Here is a 25,730-nt window from a genome sequence, read left to right on the forward strand (position 1 = left end):
ACGACACCCCATCATGACTAAAGCTATCTACCGCCCGCGCTTCCACAGATACCCACCCACCCCCATCCCCATCACGCACAGGACGGCAACGTAGTAGGCCGGGCCCATCGGGCTTTCTTTCATCAGCAGCGACACCGCCAACGGCGTCAGCCCGCCGAACACGGCGTAGGCCACGTTGTAGGAGAACGACAACCCGCTGAAGCGCACCACCGGTGGGAAGGCTTTCACCATCACGTAGGGCACCACGCCGATGGTGCCGACAAACAGGCCGGTCAGGGCGTACAGCGGGAACAGCCAGTCAGGGTGGTCCAGCAGGCTGTGATACAGCGTCCAGGAGGTCGCCAGCAACAGTGCGCAACCGACCACCAGTATGCGGCCGGCACCGAAGCGGTCGGCCAGGGCGCCGGAGGCAATGCAGCCCAGGCTCAGGGTCACGATGGCCAGGCTGTTGGCTTGCAGCGCAACGGTCGGGCTGAAGTGGTAGAGGGTCTGCAGCACGGTCGGGGTCATCAGGATGACGACTACCACGCCGGCCGACAGCAGCCAGGTCAGCAGCATCGACAGCACGATGGCGCCACGGTGGTCGCGCAGCACCGCGCGCAGCGGCAGTTCGGCGGCCAGAGCCTTGCGTTGCTGCATCTCGGCGAAGATCGGCGTTTCATGCAGCCAACGGCGCAAGTACACCGACAGCAGGCCGAACACACCGCCGAGCAGGAACGGGATACGCCAGGCGTAATCGGAGACCTGCTCCGGGCTGTAGAGCGTGTTGATGGCGGTGGCCACCAGCGAACCCAACAGGATGCCGGCGGTGAGGCCGCTGGTCAGGGTGCCGCAGGCGTAGCCGATGTGGCGTGGCGGCACGTGTTCGGAGACGAACACCCAGGCGCCCGGGACTTCGCCGCCGATCGCCGCGCCCTGGATCACGCGCATCAACAGCAACAGGATCGGCGCCCACAGGCCGATCTGCGCGTAGGTCGGCAGCAGGCCCATGATCAGGGTCGGCACGGCCATCATGAAGATGCTCAGGGTGAACATTTTCTTGCGCCCCAGCAGGTCACCGAAGTGCGCCATGATGATGCCGCCCAGGGGCCGCGCCAGGTAACCGGCGGCGAAGATGCCGAAGGTCTGCATCATGCGCAGCCACTCGGGCATGTCGGCGGGGAAGAACAGTTTTCCGACCACGGTGGCGAAAAACACGAAGATGATGAAGTCGTAGAACTCCAGCGCCCCGCCCAAGGCAGACAGCGACAGGGTTTTGTAGTCGTTGCGGGTCAGCGGGCGCGACGGTTGCGCACTGCTTGCGGGCACGGAGGACATGGCAAGGCTTCTCTTATAGTAATCAGCGTAATAAAGACGGCACGCCCTGGACTTGCGGCGGTCTGGCAAGATAGCAAATCGCCGGAAAAAGCACAGCGTCGAACGGTTGATAGCGCAGCGCGGTGAACTATTCACGGCGCAGGGAGTCGGTCAACCAGGGCAGGAGAACAGTTGCCGGAAAAAGCTCCGTTACAGCGTCTATTTACCGACCAAATGAGCGCCGAGAGGTCGTCGCGACGCCAGCGTCTCGATATACTCGGCCCTTGCAAGCGCCAGACCCGCAGTCTTGAGGGGCTGCTGTGCCAAAACGCCGTTGGGTGCCATCCAGCCGGTTTGGCAGAGTTTCCCTTTAGTACGCCTTACGAGAAACACAGCTCGCGTCGTGCGTTGGTGCTGAAATGTTTTTCTACAAGACGGCTATCCATTTGAAACACCCATGAAGCGTCACGGCTCAGAGGCACCCTCGGCATGATCGAACTCGAACAAGAAGATCCCATCCCACAAGGCGATCTCGCCCTGCAAATCACCGCGCTTCCGCGTGAAACCAACGGTTTCGGCGATATCTTCGGCGGCTGGCTGGTCTCGCAGATGGACCTGGCCGGTACGGCCATGGCCAGCAAGGTCGCAGGCGGGCGTGTCGCCACCGTGGCCATTGATCGCATGGCGTTCCTGGTGCCGGTGGCCGTGGGCGCGCAATTGTCCTTCTATACCCAGGCCCTGGAAATCGGCCGCAGCTCGATCCAGATGATGGTCGAAGTGTGGAGCGACGACCCGCTGTCCAGCGAATGGCGCAAGGTCACCGAGGCGGTGTTCGTGTTCGTCGCCATCGATGGCAGCGGCCGCACCCGTTCGGTACCGTCGCGAGCGCGTTAAACCTCGCCGGGTTTTGACGGTCAATTGCCCCATTGCCTGCTATTAAGAGTGCTTTGTTATGCCGACGCCCCACGTTGAATCCGTGAAAATCGACGAGCTGGACTGCTGGCGCATCCGCCACAACGGCGCCGAGCTGATGGTGGCCCAACAGGGCGCGCACCTCTTCAGTTACCAACGCGCAGGCGAACAGCCGCTGATCTGGCCGAACAAGGCAGCCGTCTTCAAGGCCGGCAAAGGCATCCGCACCGGCGTACCGGTGTGCTGGCCGTGGTTCGGCGTGTTCGATCGAAACCCGCACAGCGTGCAGGCCATGCGCCAGAGCGACCAGCCCGCGGGCGCCCACGGTTTCGTGCGTACTGCACTCTGGGAATTGGCCGCCACCGAACTCGAAGGTGACACCCTGCGCGTCGACCTGGTGCTCCCCGTGCCCGCGGGCGGCTTCCCCGGCTGGCCGCATCAGGTCGACCTGAAGCTGAGCCTGCGCCTGGACGATCACCTGCACATCGGCCTGACCAGTCATAACCGTGGCACCGACACCGTGACCCTCAGCCAGGCGCTGCACACCTACTTCGCCGTGAGCGATGTGCGCAACGTGCAGGTCGAGGGCCTGGACGGGCTTGCGTATATCGATACCGCTGACGGCTGGGCCACCCGGCAACAGGCTGGGCCGCTGCACTTCGGCGCCGAGACCGATCGCATCTACCTCGACACCCCCGCGCAGTTGCACATCGTCGATAACGACTGGCAGCGGCGCGTCCGGCTCAGCAGCGAAGGCTCCCACTCGACCGTGATCTGGAACCCCTGGACCGAACGTGCCAAAGCCTTCGACGACATGGCCGACGACGGCTGGCAGGGCATGCTGTGCATCGAGACGGCGAATGTGCTGGATGACGTGGTGACGCTGGCGCCGGGCGAAAGCCACACCTTGGGCGTGAGCATCACCAGTAGCGCTTTGTAAACCCAATCAAAATGTGGGAGGGGGTGTTGCTCCCTCCCACATTGGTCGGTGTTGTGGTTTAGAGATCCGACTCCTTCACCACCCGCACCTTGCCCGCATCCAGCGCATACGCCGCGTTGGCCAGGTCGTTATTGACCGTCTCCACCTTCAACGTGCCCGTAACCCACAGCGGCGTGTAGATATCATCCAGCTTCAACCCCTTGGGGTAACGCACCAGCACCAATTGGTTCGGCGGCGGTGGCGGCACGTGGATGCACGCGCCTGGGTACGGCACCAGGAAAAACAGGGTGCTGCGGCCCTTGGCGTCGGTTTCCAAAGGCACCGGGTAACCGCCGATGCGGATGTTCTTGCCGTTCATGGCGGCCACGGTCTTGGTGGAATACATCACCGCCGGCAACCCTTTGCTCTGCTTCAAGCCACCTTTGTCGGTAAAGGTGCCCTGGGCTTCGGGAGAGTTGTGGTCGATTTCCGGCATTTGTTCGAGGGCTTTCTGGTCCGACAGCGGCATCAGGTCGAGCCAGTCGGTTTCCGGCAGTTCGCCAGCATGAGCCAGGCCTGGGCCCAGCAGGAGAAACATCAAGAGGAGACGGCGCATGGAGGAGCTCGACAAGGTAAACAGTGCCGGCATTCTAGCCCTCTGCGCCTGCGCAGCGCAGAGGACTTTGTCGCTCGATTAGTTCTTTTTGATCAGGCCGTAGATCACCAGCAGCACAATGGCGCCCAACAATGCGCCGATGAAGCCAGCGCCCTGGCCTGCCTGGTAGATACCCAGTGCCTGACCGCCGTAGGTGGCGGCAAGGGAGCCAGCGATACCCAGCAGGATGGTCATGATCCAGCCCATGCTGTCGTCGCCGGGCTTGAGGAAACGCGCCAGCAGGCCGACGATCAGGCCGATAAAGATGGTTCCGATGATACCCATGGCATTTCCCTCTGATTGAATGTGAGTCATGAAAAAGCCTAGCCAGGCTTTATCATCCTGCAATCAGAGAGACGGCGGCCGCCAATGGTTCCCGCCGTTCCCGGGATTATTGCTCGGCGATCAACGCTTCGACCTTGAGGATCTGCGCTTGCAGCGTCGCGCGGTCCTGGCAACGCAGGTTGGCGTGGCCGACCTTGCGCCCGGTCTTGAAAGCCTTGCCGTAGTGATGCAGGTGGCAGTCGTCGATGGCGATGACTTTTTCAACCGGCGGGACCACGCCGATGAAGTTGAGCATGGCGCTCTCGCCCACCTTGGCTGTGGAGCCCAGCGGTAAGCCCGCCACCGCGCGCAGGTGGTTCTCGAACTGGCTGCACTCGGCGCCTTCGGTGGTCCAGTGCCCGGAGTTGTGGACGCGCGGGGCGATTTCGTTGGCCTTCAGGCCACCGTCGACTTCAAAGAACTCGAACGCCATCACGCCGACATATTCCAGCTGCTTGAGCACACGGCTGGAATAGTCTTCGGCCAGGGCCTGCAATGGATGGTCGGTGCTGGCCACGGACAGTTTGAGAATGCCGTTGTCGTGGGTGTTGTGGACCAACGGGTAGAAGCGGGTCTCGCCATCGCGGGCACGCACGGCGATCAGCGAAACTTCGCCGGTGAACGGCACGAAGCCTTCCAACAGGCAGGCCACGCTGCCCAGTTCGGCGAAGGTGCCGACCACATCGGCGGCGGTGCGCAGGACTTTCTGGCCCTTGCCGTCGTAACCCAGGGTACGGGTTTTCAGCACGGCCGGCAGGCCGATGCTGGCGACGGCGGCGTCCAGGTCCGCCTGGGACTGGATATCGGCGAAGGCCGGGGTCGGAATGCCCAGGTCCTTGAACATGCTCTTCTCGAACCAGCGGTCACGGGCGATGCGCAAGGCTTCGGCGCTCGGGTAGACCGGCACGAACTGCGAGAGGAAGGCCACGGTTTCGGCCGGGACGCTTTCGAACTCGAAGGTCACCAGGTCGACTTCTTCGGCCAGTTGGCGCAGGTGGTCCGGGTCGCTGTAGTCAGCGCGCAGGTGTTCACCCAACGCGGCCGCACAGGCATCCGGCGCCGGGTCCAGGAAAGCGAAGTTCATCCCCAGCGGCGTTCCCGCCAGGGCCAGCATGCGACCCAGTTGGCCGCCACCGATTACACCGATTTTCATCGTCAACAACCTCAGGCGATACGTGGGTCTGGATTGTCCAGCACGCTGTCTGTCTGCTCAGCACGGAATTTTTTCAGCATCGCGTGGAACTGCGGGTGCTTGGCGCCCAGGATGCTGGCGGACAGCAAGGCGGCGTTGATCGCGCCGGCCTTGCCGATCGCCAGGGTCGCCACCGGGATACCGGCCGGCATCTGCACGATGGACAACAGCGAATCCACGCCCGAGAGCATCGACGACTGCACCGGCACGCCGAGTACCGGCAGGTGGGTCTTGGCCGCACACATGCCTGGCAGGTGCGCTGCACCGCCGGCACCGGCGATGATCACCTCGATGCCACGGGATTCTGCTTCATCGGCATACTGGAACAGCAAATCCGGGGTGCGGTGGGCAGAGACCACTTTCACTTCATACGGAATGCCGAGTTTTTCCAGCATATCGGCGGTGTGGCTAAGGGTGGACCAATCGGACTTGGAGCCCATGATCACGCCAACCAATGCACTCATCGTCGTGCCTCTTCTCTCTGGGCGCCCGCAGGCGCGTCAAAAAACAACAAGCCACGCGGGAAATCCGGCGTGGCTTGGTGTACGAAATTTGGCCGGTTGGACCGGCCGAAGGCCGCGCAGTATACCGTAATAACGCAGATAAACAGCCCCTGGAATGACCATCTGTCTAGCGGCGCAAACCGGCGGTTTTATTGACTTAAGAGTCAGCGAAAACCCCACAAAACCCCTCCCACAGTTAAGCGGTGTTGGACTCACGTATTCTGCGCGGCTCCACCTTCCAGCTTGCGCCACAACAACCGCACGTTTGCCTTACGCACCAAGGCACAGCGGTACAAACGAATCTCCAATGGCACATGCCACTGCGGACCGCCGCAGACCACCAGCTCACCTCGGGCCAACTCGGCACGCACGCTCAGTTGCGGCACCCAGGCGATGCCCAGGCCTTCCAGGGCCATGCTTTTGAGGCTGTCGGCCATCGCGGTTTCGTAAACCGTGGTGAAGCGCAGGGCACGTTGGCGCAACAGCAGGTTCACCGAACGCCCCAGAAATGCCCCGGCGCTGTAGGCCAGCAGCGGCACACTGCCTTCACCTTCCAGATCGAACAGTGGCTTGCCCTCGGCATCGGCGGCGCACACCGGGAGCATTTCGGTATTGCCCAGGTGCAGTGACGGGAAGATCTCCGGGTCCATCTGCATTGCCGCGTCGGGGTCGTAGAACGCCAGCATCAAATCGCAGCCGCCTTCGCGCAGGGCATGCACGGCATCACCGACGTTGGTGGCGACCAGCCGGGTGGCAATGTTCAGGCCTTCGTTGCGCAACTGCGCGATCCAGCGCGGGAAGAAGCCCAGCGCCAGGGAGTGGGCCGCCGCCACTTGCATGACTTCGCCCTGCCCGCCTTCCAGATGGTGCAAATGGCGCAGTACTTCACCGAGCTGCTCGACCACCGTGCGCGCGGTCACCAGGAATAACTGCCCCGCCGCCGTCAATTCCACCGGCGTGCGCGAGCGGTTGACCAGGGTCAGGCCCAGCGCGGCTTCGAGGCTGCGGATACGTCGACTGAACGCCGGCTGGGTGACAAAGCGCCGCTCAGCAGCCTGGGAAAAGCTGCGCGTCGCCGCCAGGGCGCTGAAGTCTTCCAGCCATTTGCTCTCAAGGTTCATCAGTTCCTCCCACGGGTATGCACCATTTTGGCACACACGCCCGCCATGATAGCCGGGTCACACGCCTATTATGCCGTTTGTGCATAGGCCAGTGTTTAACAGCATTGGCCCAAAAACTTCCACAAGCCTAGCATTCACAGCGTTCCGGCCAGTTCCGGGTCCATATCGAGATGATTTCCGTCATGTCCTCCGCTGCATCATTCCGCACAGAAAAAGACCTGCTTGGCGTACTCGAAGTACCTGCTCAAGCGTATTACGGCATCCAGACCCTGCGAGCGGTGAATAACTTCCGCCTCTCGGGCGTTCCGATTTCGCATTACCCGAAATTGGTGGTCGGCCTGGCAATGGTCAAGCAAGCCGCCGCTGACGCCAACCGCGAGTTGGGCCAGCTCAGCGAAGCCAAGCACGCTGCAATCAGCGAAGCCTGTGCCCGCCTGATCCGCGGCGACTTTCACGAAGAATTCGTGGTGGACATGATTCAAGGCGGCGCCGGCACTTCAACCAACATGAATGCCAACGAAGTCATCGCCAACATCGCGTTGGAGGCCATGGGCCACAACAAGGGCGAGTACCAGTACCTGCACCCGAACAACGACGTGAACATGGCGCAGTCGACCAACGACGCCTACCCGACCGCGATCCGCCTGGGTCTGCTGTTGGGCCATGACGCGCTGCTGGCCAGCCTCGACAGCCTGATCCAGGCGTTCGCCGCTAAAGGTGTCGAGTTCAACCATGTACTGAAAATGGGCCGTACCCAATTGCAAGACGCCGTGCCGATGACCCTCGGCCAGGAATTCCGCGCCTTTGCCACCACCCTCAACGAAGACCTGGCCCGCCTGAAAACCCTGGCGCCGGAGCTGTTGACCGAAGTGAACCTGGGCGGCACCGCCATCGGCACCGGCATCAACGCCGACCCGCGCTACCAGGCCCTGGCCGTACAACGCCTGGCCACCATCAGCGGCCAGCCGCTGGTGCCGGCGGCGGACTTGATCGAAGCCACCTCCGACATGGGCGCCTTCGTATTGTTCTCCGGCATGCTCAAGCGTACCGCGGTGAAGCTGTCGAAGATCTGCAACGACCTGCGCCTGCTGTCCAGCGGCCCACGTACCGGCATCAACGAGATCAACCTGCCGGCCCGCCAGCCTGGCAGCTCGATCATGCCCGGCAAGGTCAACCCGGTGATCCCGGAAGCCGTCAACCAAGTGGCCTTCCAAGTGATCGGCAACGACCTGGCCCTGACCATGGCAGCCGAAGGCGGCCAACTGCAGTTGAACGTGATGGAACCGTTGATCGCCTTCAAGATCTTCGACTCGATCCGCCTGCTGCAACGGGCCATGGACATGCTGCGCGAGCACTGCATCGTCGGCATCACCGCCAACGAAGCCCGCTGCCGTGAGCTGGTGGAGCACTCCATCGGCCTGGTCACCGCGCTGAACCCGTACATCGGCTATGAAAACGCCACCCGCATCGCGCGTATCGCCCTCGAAAGCGGCCGCGGCGTGCTGGAACTGGTGCGCGAAGAAGGCTTGCTCGACGACGCTATGCTCGACGACATCCTGCGCCCCGAAAACATGATTGCTCCACGTTTGGTCCCGCTGAAGGCCTAAGCGTTTGTTGCACCGCTCACCAGGTTGAGGGACTAGACACCTCTCACCTTTTGAGGGCCTGAAGGCTCGTTCTTCAGGCCCTTTTTTTGTCTCAAGGTTGTGAAATGACGCCCATAAAAATTCCAATATCGCCCCTGCCCGCCACACCCTGGCTGAAACCTTTAATCAGCCCAGGCAGACGGATCACGTTCGCCTAGGTATAGTGCCGCCCCTCTTCGCGCCAGCGGCCATCGGTAACGATGGCCCGGACACACGCGAAAACGCATGAATAACAACACCCGCAAAAGGATCCGGTCGAACCGTCGCGCACTGCCTGGTGCCAAGTGACAGCGTCGAACCGTCCTGCGTTTGCCATTAGAAAAATCAGCGAGGAACACTCCATGCTCGAAGTCATCAACGACTTCCTCTCAGGGAAAGTACTGATCGTGCTCATTGTCGGGCTCGGCGGTTATTTCACGATCCGCTCGCGTTTCGTTCAGTTGCGTCACTTTTTCCACATGTTTTCGGTGTTTCGCGACAGCCTGAAAAACAGCTCCGACCAGCTCAGTTCGTTCCAGGCGCTGATGCTCAGCCTGGCCGGCCGCGTCGGTGCCGGGAACATCGCCGGTGTCGGCATTGCCGTGACCCTGGGCGGCCCCGGTGCCGTGTTCTGGATGTGGGTCACCGCGTTGGTGGGCATGTCCTCGAGCTTTATCGAGTGCTCCCTGGGCCAGTTGTACAAGCGCACCGACGCCGAAGGCACCTTCCGCGGCGGCCCGGCTTATTACATCCAGCACGGCCTGCACAAGCGCTGGCTGGGCATGGTGATGGCGTTCCTGCTGCTGGTGACTTTCGGTTTTGCCTTCAACGGCCTGCAAGCCCATGCCGTGACGCATTCGCTGAACAACGCCTTCGGCCTCGACACCACCTACACCGGCCTGGCCCTGGCGGCATTGCTGGGCCTGGTGTTCATCGGCGGGATCAAGCGGATCGCCTCGATCGCCGACCTGCTGGTGCCGGTCAAGACCCTGGTCTACATCGCAGTGACCCTCTACGTGATCGTGCTGCAATTCGACCATGTGCCGGCCATGCTCGCGACCATCGTCAAGAGCGCGTTCGGCCTCGACCAGGCCTTCGGCGGCCTGGTGGGCAGTGCGATCATCATGGGTGTGAAGCGCGGCGTATTCGCCAACGAAGCCGGTTTGGGCAGTGCGCCTAACGTGGCGGCGGTCGCGTCGGTGGAACATCCGATCGCCCAAGGCGTGGTGCAAGCGTTCAGCGTGTTCCTCGATACTTTCGTGATCTGCACCTGCACCGCCTTGCTGATCCTGCTCTCCGGTTTCTACACCCCGGGCTTTGAAGGCGACGGCATTGCCCTGACCCAGAACTCCCTGGCGGCCGTGGTCGGCGACTGGGGCCGGATGTTCATCTCGGTGGCCCTGGCGTTGTTCGTGTTCACCTCGATCATGTACAACTACTACCTCGGCGAGGGCAACCTGCGCTTCCTGGTCGGCAACAACCGCAAGGTGCTGATGGGCTACCGCGCGTTGGTGCTGGTGCTGATTTTCTGGGGTTCGATCGAGAACCTGAGCACCGTGTTCGCCTTCGCCGACATCACCATGACGATGCTCGCGTTCGTCAACCTGTTCGCCCTGGCGTTCCTGTTCAAGATCGCCATGCGTATCCTGAATGACTACGACAACCAGCGTGCAGCGGGGATCAAGACCCCGGTGTTCGACTCCAGCCAGTTCCCCGACCTGGACCTGGACCGCAAGGCCTGGCCGGCCAACCCGGTGAAACCGGAGCCTGCCGCTAAAGCGCCTGCTGAATCGATCGCACTGTCGCAACGCTAAGCGCAGATGACACGCCGCCTGGCCTTGGGCATGCTCTGGGCTTGGCGGCGTTTTTCGTTCAGGAGATTTTCGATGCAAGCAGCTAACAACGTCATGGTGCTCTACACCGGCGGCACCATCGGCATGCAAGCCAGTGCCAACGGCCTGACCCCCGCATCCGGTTTCGAAGCCCGCATGCGCGAACAGCTCGCCAGCCAGCCAGTGCCTACATGGCGCTTCCGGGAAATGTCGCCGCTGATCGACAGCGCCAACATGACCCCGGCCTACTGGCAGCGCCTGCGCACTGCCGTGGTCGAAGCCGTGGACGACGGTTGCGACGCGGTGCTGATCCTGCACGGCACCGACACCTTGGCCTACAGCGCAGCCGCCATGAGCTTCCAACTGTTGGGCCTGCCGGCGCCGGTGCTGTTCACCGGCTCCATGCTCCCGGCCGGCGTACCCGACAGCGATGCCTGGGAAAACGTCAGCGGTGCGCTGCTGGCCCTGGGCCAAGGCCTGGCGCCGGGCGTGCAGTTGTACTTCCACGGCACGCTGATGGCGCCGACACGCTGCGCGAAAGTCCGCAGCTTCGGGCGTCACCCGTTCGCCGCGTTGCAACGCCAGGGCGGCGTGGCCCGCGCCGCGTCGATTCCTGCAGCGCTGGACTACCGTCAGCCCAAGGCCCTGGCCAATGTCGGTGTGCTGCCGTTGGTGCCGGGTATCGGCGCGCCCCAACTGGACGGTTTGATCGGCAGCGGCCTGCAGGCGCTGATCCTGGAATGCTTCGGCAGCGGCACCGGGCCCAGCGATAACCCCGAGTTCCTCGCCAGCCTCCAGCGCGCGCAGGCGCAAGGCGTGGTCGTGGTCGCGATCACCCAATGCCATGAGGGCGGCGTGGAACTGGACGTGTACGAAGCCGGCAGCCGTTTGCGTGCAGTGGGCGTGCTGTCCGGTGGCGGCATGACCCGTGAAGCGGCGTTCGGCAAACTCAACGCGCTGCTCGGCGCCGGGCTCGACACCCAGACCATCCGGCGCCTGGTGGAACTCGATCTGTGCGGTGAACTGGCCTGAATCGTACAGCCGAACCCGCGTAAAAACCCTCGGCCAACTATATAGTTAGTCTCCTCCCTGCCTTGCCGCTTTCTAGCATGCCGAAGCTGTTCTTCCGGCAGCGTCCATGAAATGGCAAGGCAGGAACCCATGAGCCAACAAACCTCCACCCTTCGTTACAACCCCTCCGATACGCTGGTCACCCAACTCTGCGTCGGCCCCGCCTTCCGGGAAGCCGCCAGCGCGCTGTTACGCCGCTCGTTGCAAGAACTCTACCCGGACCTGGGCATCGACCCGGACATCGCCATGGTCGGCACGCCGACATGGGGCATTGTCGACGATGAAATCGTCGCCGGCCCCACCGCGCACCAAACCCTCACTGACATCCTCACCAATCAGGCCATCTCAGGTGAACCCGCGCTCTACATCGAAGGCGCGCACTACCTTATCCAGCCAAAAAACCAGCAACCCACCGCGCACCTGCCGGTACGCATCACGCAGATCGCCACCCTGATCAACCTGCTGGCGCCAGTGATGCTCACCGCCTACCAGGAACAACAAGTGGCGTTCTGGAACTCCAGCAACGGCACCTCCGGCCCCCACTGGCAAGCCTTGTCCAGCACGCTGCGCTCGGTGTGGAACGTGACCCGCGTCGAAGGCTGGGACGAACAGGACTGCGCCATGGCCCGCACGCTGTACGCCGCGCCTGAACTGACACGCCGCCAGAGCGACGATGCATTCGCCTGCCGCGCCTACCTGGTGGACGTCGATCAGATCGACGGCGCGACCGTCACCCACCTGGGCCTGCTGTCGATTGCCGTACTGATCGGCAACCACGACGGCGAGACGCTTATCCTCACGTACTCCCTGTTCAACGGCTACGAGAAATTCGCCACGCTGGAGCAACTGGGCCAGAGCTTGCCCGGCTACGTAGGTCGCCATGCACCCACTGACATCCAATGGCGACTGTTCGAACCCACCGGGCATTTTTTCGATCACCAGGCTTGCACGCTGATTGCCCAACAGCTTGCGTTCATCGGGCAGCTCGACACTCAGCAACTGCGGCGCACCGCCCCCAGCGAATCCTCACTCAACCTACCACCGGCCACCCAAGAGCTGGTCGGCGAAAAGCAACCCGACCTCAAACCCTACCTCGACGCACTCCCGTCCTGGCTGACGTCCGCCTCCACCAGCGACCTGAGTCTCTACGCACGCTACCTGAAAGACCTCGCCGCGCTGCACAGCCTCAACGCGGGCAAGTCCTACGACGATGACATCCCGCACATCCAGACCTACGCGCTCGACAGACTGCGCGCCGAAATGCTCAAGGACCACACCGACGCGGCGAACCTGCGCCTGGAGAACATCGAGATTCAGGTACGCAGCCCGATTGTGTGGGGCAGTTTCACCCTGCCGGGCAAGGTCGACACCACCACCTTCAGCCTGGCCGACCTGGCCCTGCAAAACCTGATCGGCCTGCCCCTCGGCGACAAAAGCGTGCGCTTGCGCAACAGCAGCACCGTGCCGGCGTGGCTGACCATGGCATACATCGAAACGCTGATCCGCAAGGTGGACGTCGGCCAACACTACCCGGCCCTGGCCAAAAGCAAGTTGCTCGACAACCCGCTCGAATCCAGCCGCCGACGCGCCCTGTACAGCAGCCATTTGCGCATCCAACTGCCGCTGCAAGCCTTGCAATACAAGATGAGCCGACACGCCGGGATCGACGAACTGGGGTATCGCTATGTCGCTGCCGTGCTGGCGCCAGAGGCAGCGGACCGTCAGGTCGACGGGCAAGCCATCGTTCTTCGTCCCCTGGCCTTCCTGCCGAAAAACCGCAGCGCCGACACGCAAGACGTGGTGAGCAACATGTTTGTGATTGGCCCCCAGGACGCGAACGCCGGGCCCTGCCTGTTGTATCGCCCGATGGCGGAATTACCACTGCTGCAATATCCGTCACCGGCCGACCTGCTGTATGCGATCCGCCAATCACGCCACCTGCGCGACTCGGTCCTGGCCTGGCTGCCGGACAATGTGCGCGACGACTACGCACGCTACGCATTCCCTGGCGAACTGCCGTCGCCCTGGGCAGTCGTGACGCTGCTGGTGGACCCGGTCAAACTCGTGATGATGAGCGGGCCCATGGACCTGGGCATGCAAGCGCTCAGCGGCGAGCTGCCCGACGAACTGTTCAAGGCCAATGCCAACGCGCTGATCACGCTGGCCGACCGTCAGTCGGCGTCGAATGCCGAAAGTCGCTGGGCCTCGCTCAAGCAGGCGGGCTGGCTGATATTCAACGCGGCCCTGCCGTTCCTGGGCCGCACCGTGAACACCGCCGCCTGGATCTGGCAGATCCTGGATCAGGTGCAAACGGTCGTCGACGCGCAACAGCAAAAGGACAAACCGGCCGAATGGTCCGCCCTGGCCGGGCTGTTGCTCAACCTGGGCATGGTGTTGACCCTGCACATCGCCAGCCGCGATGCGCCGTCAGCCCCCGCCTTGAGCAAGGACGAGCCGGCACCGAAACCTGCCGCCAGGCCCGAGGTGATCGCCAAGCCCGTGACAGTCAAACAATTGGCCAACCTTTCGGCAGTTGAGCTGCCAGGCAATCACCCGCATGCACTGCACACCCTGGCCGCGATCAACCGCAGCCCCAGCGACCTGGGCAGCCTGCTGGACAGTTTCAAGGTCGAAAAGCCGAAGGTGCGCAACAAAGCCTCATCGCGCATCGGCCCTCATCGCCACCTCTATCCGCTGCTCGATAAATGGTACGCACAGGTCGGCGAACGCTGGTTCGAAGTGACGGTGGATGAGAATGACGAAGTGCAGATCACCGATCCCCAACAACCCGCGCGCAACGGTCCCTTTCTGATCGGCAATCTCAAGGGCGAGTGGTTCATCGACACCCGGCTGCGCCTGCGTGGCGGCGGTTCAAGAAGCCGGGAGCGCAAAGCCCGGGCGCAAGCCGAACGTCAGGCCAGCCAACTGCGCAGGCAGATCACCGCCTTCGAGCAACAGAAAAAAACCGCCCAGGACACCCTGGAAAAGACTTATCAGGCACTGGTTGACGCACCGCCCACCTCGGCCCAGGCCGCGCAAAGGGCTTACCTCGATCAACTGGAGGCCCAACGCACAGACTACGAGACCGCCCTGAAAAACCTGAAAGAATTGAATGTACTTGCCCCAACGCCGGACTACCTGCACAGCGCCGTGGGGTATCTCAAGGCTCAGTTGAGCCTGAGCTGGGCCGGGCTCAACGAAGTGCTCAAGGCCTTTACACCCAAACTCCGTACAATCCTCGACCACATCGCGAAGCAGGCCGCCGACGCACGCGTGCGCAACATCCCCGACGCACTGCAAATGAACGCAATACTGCACGGCATGATCGAGCGCCTGGACTACTTCGAAACGCGGTTCAACGAACTGCGTGACCTGCCCGGCGAAGGCCTGCGCCTGATCAAGAACACCAAAAGCCTGCTGCCTGCCTACAGCAGCAGCGACCTCAAGGCGTTGCAAGTCACCTTGGCCCGCAACCTGTGCCTGCGCGAAACCACCACCCTCAGCGCACCACTGGCATGGGCGGCCATCGACCATATTGTCGACGCCTGCGACATCGCCATCCAGGCCCTGCGCGACACCCTGCGCGAGCGCAGTGACAAGCGCATCGACGAACAGATCGAGACCCTGAGCAGCCTGATCGAACAGTTCACGGTGCTGGGCGAGCGCCTGCAGGACTTTCCCACGGAATTCCCCAGCGTCTCCCTGACGGAACCGTTGACCCGCCTGCGCGACCAACTCGGCGAGTACACCAAACGCGCCAGCACCCATCTTGCGCAAATGGCCGACCGACGCACCGCGCTGAGAGCCACCCCCAGCCCGCCGCCCGTCCCGCCACACCCGCAGAAAAAATTCATCCGCACCCGTTACCACGGCATGGTCGTCGGTGAGCCGCAGGTGTCCGCCACAGGCCTGGACACCGGGCTGGTGGATGTTCGCTCGCCCCTGTCCAACACCGTGGTGGCCACATTTCACGAGAAACCGGACGGCTTTTGGGTGCAACGGGCCAGGAGCGAACAAACGGTGAACACGCCCATCGACCTGCAAACCAGCGTGGACGCCGGCCAGAACCTGCTCGACGGCCTACCGGACTTCAAACAACGGATCACCGGCCTGGCCAGCCAAGCCCAACGCACGCCCATCGGCATCGAATACTTGTACCATCAACACGCCCAGCGTCTGGAGCAAGCCACGCGCAGTATCGAGCAAGCCCTGAGCCAGAAGAACCTCGCGCAAGGCGACGTGGCCCTGGCCAGCACCGTCAAAAAGACCCTCAGCGACGCCACCACAGCCCTCTATCAACAATCCGTAGACAATGTGCTGAGGATGACCCAACAGCACCCGCCGACACCCTCCGGCGTGCAATGGTTGAAGGCCCGCAACGCGATAAGCATCAAAAAAACCATCAGCCGCCGACGCATCAAATCCGCCCGGCCGGATTACCTGGACGAATACACCATCACCGACCGCAGCACCCATAAGGTGCTGTGGTATGCACACTTCCACTACTCGACCGACTGGACCACGCCCAGGGCGTTTATCAACGCGCGCCTCAAGACACCGCAGGAACACAGCCTGGGCGCGGCAGCCGACACCACCAAAGACCTGAGCAGCGCACAACGCGTGGCATTCCACCGCAGCGAGATCAACGAGAGTCAGGCCAGTACGCTGTTTTTCAACCTGGCCTGACACACGGCCGACGGCACACAACTTGCTCTTTCACCGTACCTGACACGTTGGAGCCGTCGATGCTGCACGCTCATCTCACTACCCTCAACGCGGTGTCGCTGGTGCTCGACACCTTCAAGGCCCAAGGGCTGCCCAGCGAGGCCTTGCTCGCGGGCAGCGGCATCTGCGCGGCGGACTTGAGCCGCGCCGACACGCGCATTACCACCAATCAGGAAATGCGCGTATGCGCCAATGCCGTGGCCCTGCGCCGGGATGTCGGCCTGGTGCTGGGCCGCCAGATGCATGTGTCGGCCTACGGCATGCTCGGTTACGCGCTGCTGACGAGTGCCACCTTCGGTGACGCTTTGCGCCTGGCGCTGCGTTATCCGGCGCTGCTGGGAACACTTTTCAAGCTGAGCCTGGAGGCGGACGGCGAGCGCATCTGGTTTACCGCCGCTGACTATCGCGAAACCCCGGCCATGCAGATGTTCAACGTCGAACTGTGCCTGGCCTCGCTGAAGGTGATCTGCGACGACCTGCTCGGCCAGCCGCTGGCGCTGCTTGGCGCACGCTTTGAATACAGCGCGCCGGATTATCGCGCGCGCTACAGCGAGTGTTTCGCCTGCCCGCTGCAGTTCGACGCCGGCACCAACGCCTTCGCCTTCGACAAGCGCTGGCTGGACCAGCCCCTGCCCCTGGCCGACGCCGTCACGCATCAGGCCATGGCCGAGCGGTGCCGCAAACAGAACCTGGAGTTCACCGGCCGCCAGGCGTGGCTGGGCAGAATCCGCCAGTTGCTCACCAGCCAACTCGGCGCCGCGCCGGGGATCGAAGGCCTGGCCGCACAGATGAACTGCTCGCCGCGCACCCTGCGCCGCCACTTGCACGACCTGGGGTGCAGTTATCAGGAACTGCTCGACGAACTGCGCTTCGAGCGCGCCAAGCAATGGCTGGCGGCGGATGAACTGCCGATCTACCGCATCGCCGAGCAACTGGGTTTCAGCGAAACCGCCAGCTTCCGGCATGCCTTTGTGCGCTGGAGCGGCGTGGCGCCGAGCCAATTTCGTGCATGACGCCCCATTGATGGGCGAATTGCGGACACATAATTTGGCCCGATTTATCCCCTTTTGGCCGCTCCTGCCGTTCTCATAAAGCGCCCCGCCCGCAAGACTGCAGACACCGATACCGCCTGCGGAGAACAACAAAATGCTGACGATCTACTCGGACGATCACCACCTGCACCACGGCCGCTGTGAACTGATGGACGGGCAACTGATGCCCTGCTTCGAAATGCCCTCGCGCGCCGACCACGTACTGCAACGGGTCAAAGCCCGTGGGCTGGGCCCGGTCCTTGCCCCGCAGGACTTTGGCCTGGCGCCGCTGCAACGTGTCCATAGCCGCGACTACCTGGACTTCTTCAAAGGTGCCTGGCAACGCTGGACCGCATTCGGCGAGGACGGCGACCTGTTGCCCTACACCTGGCCCGCCCGCACCTTGCGCCGCGTGCTGCCCACCAGCCTGCACGGCCAGCTCGGTTACTACAGCTTCGACGGCGGCGCGCCGATTACCGCCGGCACCTGGCAAGCGGCCTACAGCGCCGCCCAGGTCGCGTTGACCGCACAGCAAGCGATCCAGCGCGGCGCCCACTGTGCGTTCGCGCTGTGTCGCCCGCCGGGGCACCACGCCGCCAGCGACTTGATGGGCGGTTATTGCTACCTCAACAACGCCGCCATCGCCGCCCAGGCGTTTCTTGACCAGGGCCACCGCAAGGTGGCGATCCTCGACGTGGACTACCACCACGGCAATGGCACTCAATCGATCTTCTACGCACGCAACGACGTGCTCTTTACCTCGATCCATGGACATCCGGAGGCGGAGTTCCCGTTTTTCCTGGGCTACGCCGATGAGCAGGGAGAAGGCGCCGGGGAAGGCTTCAACTTCAACTACCCGTTGCCGGCCGGTTCCGGGTGGGCGCGCTGGAGCGCGGCGCTTGACGAGGCGTGCAGGGAGATCGAGCGCTATGACGCCGACATCATCGTCGTGTCGCTGGGTGTGGACACGTTCAAGGACGACCCGATCTCGCAGTTCAAGCTCGACAGCCCGGACTACCTGGCCATGGGCGCACGCATCGCGCGCCTGGGCAAACCCACGCTGTTTGTGATGGAAGGCGGCTACGCCGTGGCAGAAATCGGCATCAACGCCGTCAACGTTCTAGAAGGTTTTGAGGGGTCCATCCAATGAACATGCTCAAGTCGCTCGTCCTCTGCGCCGCCGTTCTCGGTGGCGCGGCCCATGCCGAAGAGAAAACCCTGCGGGTCTACAACTGGTTCGACTACATCACGCCCAAGGCGCTGGAAGACTTCAAGGCGCAGAACCCCGACGTCAAACTGGTGTACGACATCTTCGACACCAACGAAGCCCTGGAAGCCAAGCTGCTCACCGGCAACTCCGGGTATGACGTGGTGGTGCCGTCCAACGTGTTCCTCGCCAAGCAGATCGAAGCCGGGGTATTTCAGCCCCTGGACCGCAGCCGACTGCCGAACTGGAACCACCTCGATCCCAAGCTGATGAAGCTGCTCGAGGCCAACGACCCCGGCAACAAGTTCGCCGTGCCCTACATGTACGGCACCATCCTGATCGGCTTCAACCCCGACAAGGTCAAGGCCGCGCTGGGTGCCGATGCGCCGGTGGACAGTTGGGACCTGATCTTCAAGGAAGAAAACATCAGCAAGCTCAAGCAGTGTGGCGTCGCGCTGCTCGATTCGCCGTCCGAGATCCTGCCGCTGGCCCTGCAGCACCTGGGCCTGGACCCCAACAGCAGCAACCCCAAGGACTATGAAAAAGCCGAAGCGCTGCTGATGAAAGTCCGCCCGTACATCACCTACTTCCACTCCTCCAAGTACATGGCCGATATCGCCAACGGTGACATCTGCGTGGCCGTCGGTTATTCCGGCAGCTTCTCCCAGGCCGCCAACCGCGCCAAGGAAGCCAAGAACGGCGTGATCGTGGACATGCGCCTGCCCAAGGAAGGCGCGCCGATCTGGTTCGACATGCTCGCCCTGCCCAAAGGCGCGAAAAACCCGCAGGACGCCTACACCTTCATCAACTACCTGCTGCAACCGCAGGTGATCGCGCCGATCAGCGACTTCGTCGGTTACCCCAACCCGAACAAAGACGCGACGGAACTGGTTGACCCAGCGATCCGCCACAACCCCAACCTGTACCCCACCGAGGCGGCGATGGCCACGCTGTATACCCTCAAACCCCTGGGCCGCGACGCCGAGCGCGCCCGGACGCGGGCGTGGACCAAGATCAAGTCGGGGACATAGAGGCCGCCCGCTATCTAACTACCACCTCCGGACGGGCACGCGCCCTAACGTGGTCGAGGTCCTGGGTTGCCGTCGGCAACCCGCCTCACCTCGCCCGTCAGGAGCCCGCCCTTGCCCTCATCGCCTCCCAGTGCCAACGACCTGTTGACTCAACTGACCACCGGCCCCTCCTTGCGCGAAGTCGCGGCCGTCACCCTGCGCTCGAGCTTGCGCGAGCTGTACCCGGATCTCGACATCGACCCCGATCTGACCCTTCTGGTGACGCCGCACTGGCAGATCACCGCCGAGGCGATCCTGCCCGGAGCCCCGCGATTTCAAACACTGACCGGCGCGTTGTGCCGCAGCGCAACATCCGGCGCACCTGTCACCTGGCTCGACAGCGAGCACTACCTGATCTATCAATCCGCCACCGGGCCGAACGTGCATCTGCCGGTCAAGGTGGACTCCGTCGGCCGCCTGATCAATGAGCTGGCACCGTTGCTGTGCGTCGCGTACCAAGAGCAGCAACTCGCGTTCTGGAATGCCGGCAACCACCCGAACGGCCCACGCTGGCGCACCTTTGCCAACGCCTTGCGCGCGATCTGGAATGTCGACAGCGTGGAGGGTTGGGACGAGGATGAATGCAACGTTGCCAGGGCGGTTTTTCACACGCCGGATTACGCCCAGCGCTTGCCCCAGGACAAATACGCGACCAAGGCTTATCTGATCGACGTCGACCTGGAATACGCCACACAGGTCAAACACCTCAACCTGTCGGCATTGGCGGTACTGGTCGGGCGCCTCGGCGAGCGCGACATCATCCTCAGCTATTCGATCGCCGACGGTTACGCCGCCTTCAAGAGCCTGCAAGCGCTTGGCGACGCCCTGAGCATTCAAGTGGCCACTCCACAGGCGACCAAGCTCCACTGGCGACTCTTCCAACCCTCAGGGGACTTTTTCGAGCAGCAGGCCTGTGCGTTTATTTCCCTGCAGATTCAGGCAATCGGCGCAATCGCGTTCAACAGCGGTGAGCTGATCCCGACCATGGCGCACGACAAGCCAGGCAGCGAAATCGCCCCCCGCGCCCCGCTGAATCAAGACCGAATCGGCTGGGTACATCGTGCCTTGCCCGACTGGATACTCACCGCGTCCTCGTCGGATCAGGCCACCTACGGGCGCTACATGATGGACCTCGCGGCCCTGCACCTGCGGCACGCGGGTAAAGCCTTTGATGACGGGATCAAGCACATCGGCGATTTTGCCCTGGATGCGATCCACACCCTGATGGTCAAGGACCACCCCGGCGTGGCCCGCACGACGCTCGACAGCGTGCGGATCAGCGTCACCAGCGTGCAAGCCTGGGGCACCCTGATCGTGCCGGGAAACACCCAGACCCAAACCTTTACCCTGGCCGAGTTGGCCCTGGAAAACCTGATAGCCCTGCCCTTGGGCAACAAAACCGTCGGTTATGAAAACGGCAGCGCGGCGCCCGCCTGGATGACGGCAGCCTACCTGGAGCACTTGATTACCCAGGCGAACGTCGGCATGCACTACCCGGCCCTGGTCAAACGCACGCTGCTTGACGACGCTGCCGAGTCCCTGCGAAGGCAACGTCTCTACACCGCTCAATTACGCCTGCAACTGCCGCTACTGGCGTTGCAGTACAAAGTACGAGGTGTCCACGACCTGAGCGAACAGGGCTATCGCTATGTCTGCGCGGCGATGCATCCAGACAGCGCAGCCCGTGTGGTCGACGGCGCGGCGGTGGTCATCCGCCGCTTGTCCCTGCTCCCCAAACGCCGTCTGGGCTCGGCCGTCGACCTCGTCGGCAACATGTTCGTCATTGGCCCTCAAGACCCGAAAAAAGGTCCTTGCCTGCTCTATCGCCCGCTGTCCAACCAACCGTTGATGCAGTTCCCGTCACCGACCAACCTGCTGTACGCGATCAAACAAGACACGCCATTGCGCCAATCGGTCCTGGCTTGGCTGCCCGATAAGGTGCGAACGGCTTACGCGCAATTTGTGTTTCCCGGCAGCCTGCCCTCGCCGTGGGTATTTACCAGTGTGCTGAACGACCCGCTGAATGCACTGGTGATGACCGGCCCCGTCGAACTGGGGCGGGAAGTGCTGCCAAACGACGACTTCGCCACACTGTTCCGAGCCAACGCCGACGCGCTGGTCACCCTGGCCGACCGCCAATCGGTATCCAATGCCGAGGCGCGCTGGGAGAGTTTCAAGCACGCCGGGTGGCTGATGTTCAATACCGTGCTGCCGTTCATGGGCCGCGCCGCGGGCGCCGCGACCTGGATCTGGCAATTGATGGACGACCTGCAACAGATGGTCGACGCCAATGAGGTCGGTGACCGTTCCGCCGGGCTCTCGGCGCTGGTGGATATCTTGCTGACGCTCGGCATGGTGTTAACGACGCATGTCGCCACGGCGCATCGGCCCGAGTCGTCCATCGGGAAGCCCGCCAAGCCGCGCGCATTGCCGCCGCCGGAGGTCAAGGTAGAGGTCGTCCAAAAGCCGGATATCACGACGGCAGAGCTGCCCGTCGACCACGAACACACCCTGCACATCAGTGGCGCCCTGAACCGCAGCGCGCAGAACCTGGGCACGTTCCTCGACAGTTTTGCGCAGGCCAAGCCCGATCAATTGGGTACGCAACAGACCGTGGAAGGCCCCCATCAGCATCTCTATGCCAAAGCCTCACACTGGTACGCCCCGGTGGGTACACGATGGTTTGAAGTGATGGTCGACGAAAACGACACCGTGTTGATCATCGATCCGCGCCAACCAGGCCGGCGCGGCCCGCCGCTGATCGCCAATCGCCTGGGGCAATGGTTCGTCGACACGCGCTTGCGCCTACGAGCAGGCGGCCTGCGCAGCCGGCGCAAAAAAGGCGAAGCCCTCAGGCCGCCGAAAATCACCGATTTACGCCGGCAACTGGCAACCTTCGACAGCGAGCAAGCCCAGCGCCAGCACGGTCTTGAAGCCTTGCAAGGCGCCATCGACCGCACGGCGGGTGACGCCAAAGCCGCGGCCAGAACCACCTTTCTCGAACAGGTGGATACGCGTCTCAAAGAATTCGACGTACCGATTTCCCAGCTCAAATCCCTGAATATTCTCGACACGGTGCCCAACTATCAGGACGCCATGGTCGGCTACCTGGAACATCAGCTGTTTCTGGCGCGCTCCGCCATCAGCGAACAACAGATCCCGTTTCGCGAACGACTGGAAGCCATACAGGGCCACCTCGACATCGAGGGCGTTGAAGAAGAAGCCTTGCCCACCGTTCACTACCGCAACATGTATACCGCGACACACGCCATGGCGGAGCGCCTGGGCTACCTTCAGGCACGCTTCAAGGAGGCTCGTGCCCTGGGTGCGCGCGGGGTCAGGCTGATCCAGCAGCATGAGCCGCACCTGCCCGCTTATGCCCTTGATGATCTCAAGGCGTTCAAGATTACCCTGGGCCACTTCCTGTGCGTGGCCGAAGGCGCATCGGCCACACGCGCCGACGCCAGGGAAGCCTTGCGCCGTATCGTCGATGTGGCGGAGCTGGCGGTCCAAAGTTTCAGAGAGGCCGCACAACCGCGCAACATGGTGCCGCCGGAGCAGTTGATCGAAACCCTGGACAGCCTGATGGATCAGTTTTCCAGGGTTGACCAGAACCTGGTGGATCTGCCGGCCGAGTTTCCCAATGACCTCAACAAGCCCGACCTGGAAAACCTGCGCAAGCAAGTGGACGAGTTCGCTCGGCTCGCAGAGAAACAACTGACAACCCTGCTTCGCGAACGCAGAGCCATGGAGCCCACCGCGGGCCCGTCGCGCACCGTCCCCAGGGCGAAGAAAAAATACATCAAGACGCGTTTCAAGGGGATGGTGGTCGGCGAAGAGCGTGAAAGCCCCGACGAAGACGGCAAGACGCTGGTCGACGTAAAGGAACCCCTGACCGGCAAAGTGATTGCAACCTTCCATGAGAAGGAGCCGGGGGTTTGGGTCGAACGCGAGCTGACGCCCAAGCCCGCTTCCCGCAGCCAGGCGCGTAACCTGGCAAACAGCATCAGCGACGGTCAGGCGCTGGTCGATGGGGTCGAAGCCTTTATCGCCAACAAGGAAGCCTGGGCGAAGGAAACCCGGCAACTGCCGGTGGAAATCGAAGAGCGCTTCCACCAGCACGCCAAAAAACTGCAACGGGCCAACCAGGATATCGAAGAGGCGTTGACCTCCAGCAACCAGACCGAAAGCGCCTCGCCGTCAGCTGCGTTGACTAACCGCCGCCTTGATGAGGCGATCACCCAGCTTTACCGGGAAGGCAAACGGATCAAGCTCGAGGTGCTCAAGCGCCGACCACCGGAGGCGGCGCACGTCGAATTGCTGTTGCGCGAGGGCGCCGTCACGGTAGACCCGCCTGTCGGCGCCCGCACCCGACTCAGGGGGCGCGACAAGGGTTTCCTGCAGGAGTATGCGGTGGTGGACGTCAACACGAACCGTCCGTTGTGGTACGCACACTTTCACTACCCCACCCTCACCGGGCCGGAGGAAGCCTACACCGCCGCCCACCTGAAAAACCGCCAACAGCGCCTGATGGGCGGCCGGTTCGAACCCTTGAGCGACATCGCCGTGTACCGCAGTGAAATCGGTCTGCATCTGGCCCGCTCGCTGTTCCTGAAAGCCAAGCCTCAGCCCTCAGCCTGACCGGTCCAGGCCTGGCGCAACCGCGCGAGCGCCTGACGGATCGCCGCCTCGGGCACTGCGGCAAAGCCCAGCACCAGGCCGGCGCGTTGATCGTCCGGTGGCCCGGCCTGCGCCAGCCAATAGCTGCTCAGGCCATTGACCTCCACGCCCACCGCGCGGGCCTGCGCCACCAGTTGTTGTTCGCGGGCGAGGCTGTCCACCCGCACGGTAAGATGCAGGCCCGCCGCACTGTTCGGCAGGCTGCCGACCCCCGGCAGCTCGTCCGGCCAGCCGTTCAACAGGACGTTGCGCCGACTGAGCGCAGCGCGGCGCATGCGCCGGATATGCCGCTGAAAGTGCCCCGCCGCCATGAACTCCGCCATCACCGCCTGGGTGCTGACCTCCGAGTGCCGCACATCCACGGCGCGGCGCTGGGCGAATGCGTCGACCAGCGTCGGCGGCAACACCAGGTAACCCAGGCGCAGCGCCGGGAACGCGACTTTGCCGAACGTCCCCACATACAGCACCCGCCCGCTGCGATCCAGGGCCGCCAGCGGGGCCAGCGGCGCGCCGCTGTAACGGTACTCGCCGTCGTAGTCATCCTCGACGACCCAGCCACCGCTGCGTTCGGCCCAGGCCAGCAACTCCAGGCGCCGGGCCAGGCTCATGACCACGCCCAATGGGTACTGATGGGACGGCGTGACATAGGCCAGGCGGCAGTTGTCGAGGCCGTTCAACACGCTGCAGTCGATCCCCTCGCTGTCCACCGCCACACCTTGCAGCTGCGCACCGGCCAGGGCGAAGGCATGACCGGCGGCGCGGTAGCCGGGATTTTCAATCGCCACGCCATCACCTGGGCTCACCAGCAACTGTGCACAAAGGCTGATTGCCTGCTGCGCGCCACTGGTGATCACAATTTGCTCAGCCGTACACTGCATGCCCCGCGAGCTGCGCAGGTAGGCGGCGATCAGGCCGCGCAAGCGCTCGTCCCCGGCCGGGTTGCCATAGCACAGTTGATCGAGGTCCGGCTTGCGCCAAAAAGCCGCATTCAGCTTGGCCCAGACGTCAAAAGGGAACAGGTCGAAGGCCGGAACCCCCACCCGAAATGCCCGTGGAGGCCCCGTGGGCGGCAAGGGCAAATGGTTGTTTTCGAGGCGCTCCAGCGCCGCGCTGTGGATAACTTTTTCGCTCGAAATATCGGCGTTTTTCAGCTTGATTGTGGATAAGGCTGGGGATAAGCCTGTTGAAAACCCTGTGGACAGTTTTGTGGATAGTTTTTTTGAACTGGGCAGTTGGGCGACATACGTCCCGTCGCCGACCCGGCTTTGCGTAAAGCCCTCGGCATACAGCTGATCGTAGGCACGCACCACGCTGTTGCGCGAAATCGACAACGCCGCCGCTAGGTCGCGCGTGGCGGGCAAACGCGTGCCGCCGGCCAGTCGCCCGTCCAGCACGCGTTGGCGCAGGGCTTCGTACAGCTGGCGGGTCAGCCCCTGACGACGATCCAGCTCGATTCCCGCAGGGTTGAACGACAACGGCGGCGCAAGGGACGACATTGGGCAGGCTCCGGAATTGGACCCATGAAATGGGTCATAGATGGCTCTTACAACGAACCATTAGCCTGCCT

At 63.0% G+C, this 25,730-nt stretch carries 17 protein-coding genes; 10 read left to right on the plus strand and 7 right to left on the minus strand.

Going from position 1 to position 25,730, the window contains the following annotated elements:
- Positions 1-27 precede the first annotated feature (27 nt).
- Positions 28-1,317 (minus strand): MFS transporter, encoded by a 1,290-nt coding sequence (locus INT12_RS06280; RefSeq protein ID WP_017850005.1) that lies wholly within the window; start codon positions 1,315-1,317, stop codon positions 28-30.
- Positions 1,318-1,785: 468 nt separating this feature from the next.
- On the opposite strand from INT12_RS06280, the gene INT12_RS06285 reads away from it, so the two are divergent.
- Together INT12_RS06285 and INT12_RS06290 are read left to right on the plus strand one after the other, a co-directional pair.
- Positions 1,786-2,190, plus strand: a complete 405-nt coding sequence (locus tag INT12_RS06285; RefSeq protein WP_010566936.1) for an acyl-CoA thioesterase — start codon at positions 1,786-1,788, stop codon at positions 2,188-2,190.
- Between the two features lie 58 nt (positions 2,191-2,248).
- Complete coding sequence (locus INT12_RS06290) at positions 2,249-3,148, plus strand: D-hexose-6-phosphate mutarotase (RefSeq protein ID WP_046381618.1); 900 nt, start codon at positions 2,249-2,251, stop codon at positions 3,146-3,148.
- Positions 3,149-3,206: 58 nt separating this feature from the next.
- On the opposite strand, the gene INT12_RS06295 is transcribed toward INT12_RS06290, so the two are convergent.
- The 5 genes from INT12_RS06295 to INT12_RS06315 form a co-directional block, all read right to left on the minus strand.
- Complete coding sequence (locus INT12_RS06295; protein WP_126589093.1) at positions 3,207-3,743, minus strand: DUF3299 domain-containing protein; 537 nt, start codon at positions 3,741-3,743, stop codon at positions 3,207-3,209.
- 78 nt (positions 3,744-3,821) lie between these two features.
- A complete protein-coding gene (locus INT12_RS06300) occupies positions 3,822-4,067 on the minus strand; it encodes a GlsB/YeaQ/YmgE family stress response membrane protein (RefSeq protein ID WP_017850008.1) in 246 nt (81 codons plus the stop codon).
- Positions 4,068-4,173: 106 nt separating this feature from the next.
- Positions 4,174-5,259: a 5-(carboxyamino)imidazole ribonucleotide synthase gene (locus tag INT12_RS06305; protein WP_046381615.1), complete on the minus strand. Its 1,086-nt coding sequence runs from the start codon at positions 5,257-5,259 to the stop codon at positions 4,174-4,176.
- An 11-nt stretch (positions 5,260-5,270) separates the two neighbouring features.
- Complete coding sequence (gene purE / locus INT12_RS06310) at positions 5,271-5,762, minus strand: 5-(carboxyamino)imidazole ribonucleotide mutase (RefSeq protein ID WP_017850010.1); 492 nt, start codon at positions 5,760-5,762, stop codon at positions 5,271-5,273.
- A 251-nt stretch (positions 5,763-6,013) separates the two neighbouring features.
- Positions 6,014-6,922, minus strand: a complete 909-nt coding sequence (locus tag INT12_RS06315; RefSeq protein ID WP_017850011.1) for a LysR substrate-binding domain-containing protein — start codon at positions 6,920-6,922, stop codon at positions 6,014-6,016.
- 182 nt (positions 6,923-7,104) lie between these two features.
- On the opposite strand from INT12_RS06315, the gene aspA reads away from it, so the two are divergent.
- The 8 genes from aspA to INT12_RS06355 all read left to right on the plus strand — a co-directional run bounded on the left by aspA (position 7,105) and on the right by INT12_RS06355 (position 24,124).
- The gene (gene aspA / locus INT12_RS06320) at positions 7,105-8,529 is read left to right on the plus strand and encodes an aspartate ammonia-lyase (RefSeq protein WP_017850012.1); all 1,425 of its coding nucleotides are present in this window, start codon (positions 7,105-7,107) and stop codon (positions 8,527-8,529) included.
- 380 nt (positions 8,530-8,909) lie between these two features.
- The gene (locus tag INT12_RS06325; protein ID WP_193040244.1) at positions 8,910-10,361 is read left to right on the plus strand and encodes an alanine/glycine:cation symporter family protein; all 1,452 of its coding nucleotides are present in this window, start codon (positions 8,910-8,912) and stop codon (positions 10,359-10,361) included.
- Positions 10,362-10,433: 72 nt separating this feature from the next.
- On the plus strand, positions 10,434-11,411 hold the full coding sequence (locus INT12_RS06330; RefSeq protein ID WP_193040243.1) for an asparaginase: 978 nt from the start codon (positions 10,434-10,436) through the stop codon (positions 11,409-11,411).
- A gap of 129 nt (positions 11,412-11,540) precedes the next feature.
- Positions 11,541-16,136: a dermonecrotic toxin domain-containing protein gene (locus INT12_RS06335; protein WP_193040242.1), complete on the plus strand. Its 4,596-nt coding sequence runs from the start codon at positions 11,541-11,543 to the stop codon at positions 16,134-16,136.
- A 59-nt stretch (positions 16,137-16,195) separates the two neighbouring features.
- Positions 16,196-17,188 (plus strand): AraC family transcriptional regulator, encoded by a 993-nt coding sequence (locus tag INT12_RS06340; RefSeq protein WP_104904227.1) that lies wholly within the window; start codon positions 16,196-16,198, stop codon positions 17,186-17,188.
- 133 nt (positions 17,189-17,321) lie between these two features.
- The gene (locus INT12_RS06345) at positions 17,322-18,356 is read left to right on the plus strand and encodes a histone deacetylase family protein (protein WP_046485934.1); all 1,035 of its coding nucleotides are present in this window, start codon (positions 17,322-17,324) and stop codon (positions 18,354-18,356) included.
- The gene (locus tag INT12_RS06350; RefSeq protein ID WP_017850018.1) at positions 18,353-19,444 is read left to right on the plus strand and encodes a polyamine ABC transporter substrate-binding protein; all 1,092 of its coding nucleotides are present in this window, start codon (positions 18,353-18,355) and stop codon (positions 19,442-19,444) included. Before INT12_RS06345 ends, INT12_RS06350 begins: the two co-directional genes overlap by 4 nt.
- A gap of 111 nt (positions 19,445-19,555) precedes the next feature.
- On the plus strand, positions 19,556-24,124 hold the full coding sequence (locus INT12_RS06355) for a dermonecrotic toxin domain-containing protein (protein WP_193040240.1): 4,569 nt from the start codon (positions 19,556-19,558) through the stop codon (positions 24,122-24,124).
- Here the strand turns inward: INT12_RS06355 and INT12_RS06360 are convergent.
- Positions 24,109-25,659, minus strand: coding sequence for a PLP-dependent aminotransferase family protein (locus tag INT12_RS06360; RefSeq protein WP_193040239.1), 1,551 nt, complete (start codon positions 25,657-25,659; stop codon positions 24,109-24,111). The two genes, INT12_RS06355 and INT12_RS06360, sit on opposite strands and share 16 nt — an antisense overlap.
- Positions 25,660-25,730 lie beyond the last annotated feature (71 nt).

Source organism: Pseudomonas sp. K8 (assembly GCF_014889455.1).
Lineage (GTDB): Bacteria > Pseudomonadota > Gammaproteobacteria > Pseudomonadales > Pseudomonadaceae > Aquipseudomonas > Aquipseudomonas veronii.

Excerpts from the sequence above, each read along its gene's own strand:
- purE (WP_017850010.1), bottom strand. The coding sequence starts at position 5,762 with ATGAGTGCATTGGTTGGCGTGATCATGGGCTCCAAGTCCGATTGGTCC.
- aspA (WP_017850012.1), top strand. The coding sequence starts at position 7,105 with ATGTCCTCCGCTGCATCATTCCGCACAGAAAAAGACCTGCTTGGCGTA.
- INT12_RS06300 (WP_017850008.1), bottom strand. The coding sequence starts at position 4,067 with ATGGGTATCATCGGAACCATCTTTATCGGCCTGATCGTCGGCCTGCTG.
- INT12_RS06295 (WP_126589093.1), bottom strand. The coding sequence starts at position 3,743 with ATGCGCCGTCTCCTCTTGATGTTTCTCCTGCTGGGCCCAGGCCTGGCT.
- INT12_RS06315 (WP_017850011.1), bottom strand. The coding sequence starts at position 6,922 with ATGAACCTTGAGAGCAAATGGCTGGAAGACTTCAGCGCCCTGGCGGCG.
- INT12_RS06280 (WP_017850005.1), bottom strand. The coding sequence starts at position 1,317 with ATGTCCTCCGTGCCCGCAAGCAGTGCGCAACCGTCGCGCCCGCTGACC.
- INT12_RS06340 (WP_104904227.1), top strand. The coding sequence starts at position 16,196 with ATGCTGCACGCTCATCTCACTACCCTCAACGCGGTGTCGCTGGTGCTC.
- INT12_RS06285 (WP_010566936.1), top strand. The coding sequence starts at position 1,786 with ATGATCGAACTCGAACAAGAAGATCCCATCCCACAAGGCGATCTCGCC.
- INT12_RS06345 (WP_046485934.1), top strand. The coding sequence starts at position 17,322 with ATGCTGACGATCTACTCGGACGATCACCACCTGCACCACGGCCGCTGT.
- INT12_RS06305 (WP_046381615.1), bottom strand. The coding sequence starts at position 5,259 with ATGAAAATCGGTGTAATCGGTGGCGGCCAACTGGGTCGCATGCTGGCC.
- INT12_RS06325 (WP_193040244.1), top strand. The coding sequence starts at position 8,910 with ATGCTCGAAGTCATCAACGACTTCCTCTCAGGGAAAGTACTGATCGTG.
- INT12_RS06335 (WP_193040242.1), top strand. The coding sequence starts at position 11,541 with ATGAGCCAACAAACCTCCACCCTTCGTTACAACCCCTCCGATACGCTG.
- INT12_RS06330 (WP_193040243.1), top strand. The coding sequence starts at position 10,434 with ATGCAAGCAGCTAACAACGTCATGGTGCTCTACACCGGCGGCACCATC.
- INT12_RS06350 (WP_017850018.1), top strand. The coding sequence starts at position 18,353 with ATGAACATGCTCAAGTCGCTCGTCCTCTGCGCCGCCGTTCTCGGTGGC.
- INT12_RS06360 (WP_193040239.1), bottom strand. The coding sequence starts at position 25,659 with ATGTCGTCCCTTGCGCCGCCGTTGTCGTTCAACCCTGCGGGAATCGAG.
- INT12_RS06290 (WP_046381618.1), top strand. The coding sequence starts at position 2,249 with ATGCCGACGCCCCACGTTGAATCCGTGAAAATCGACGAGCTGGACTGC.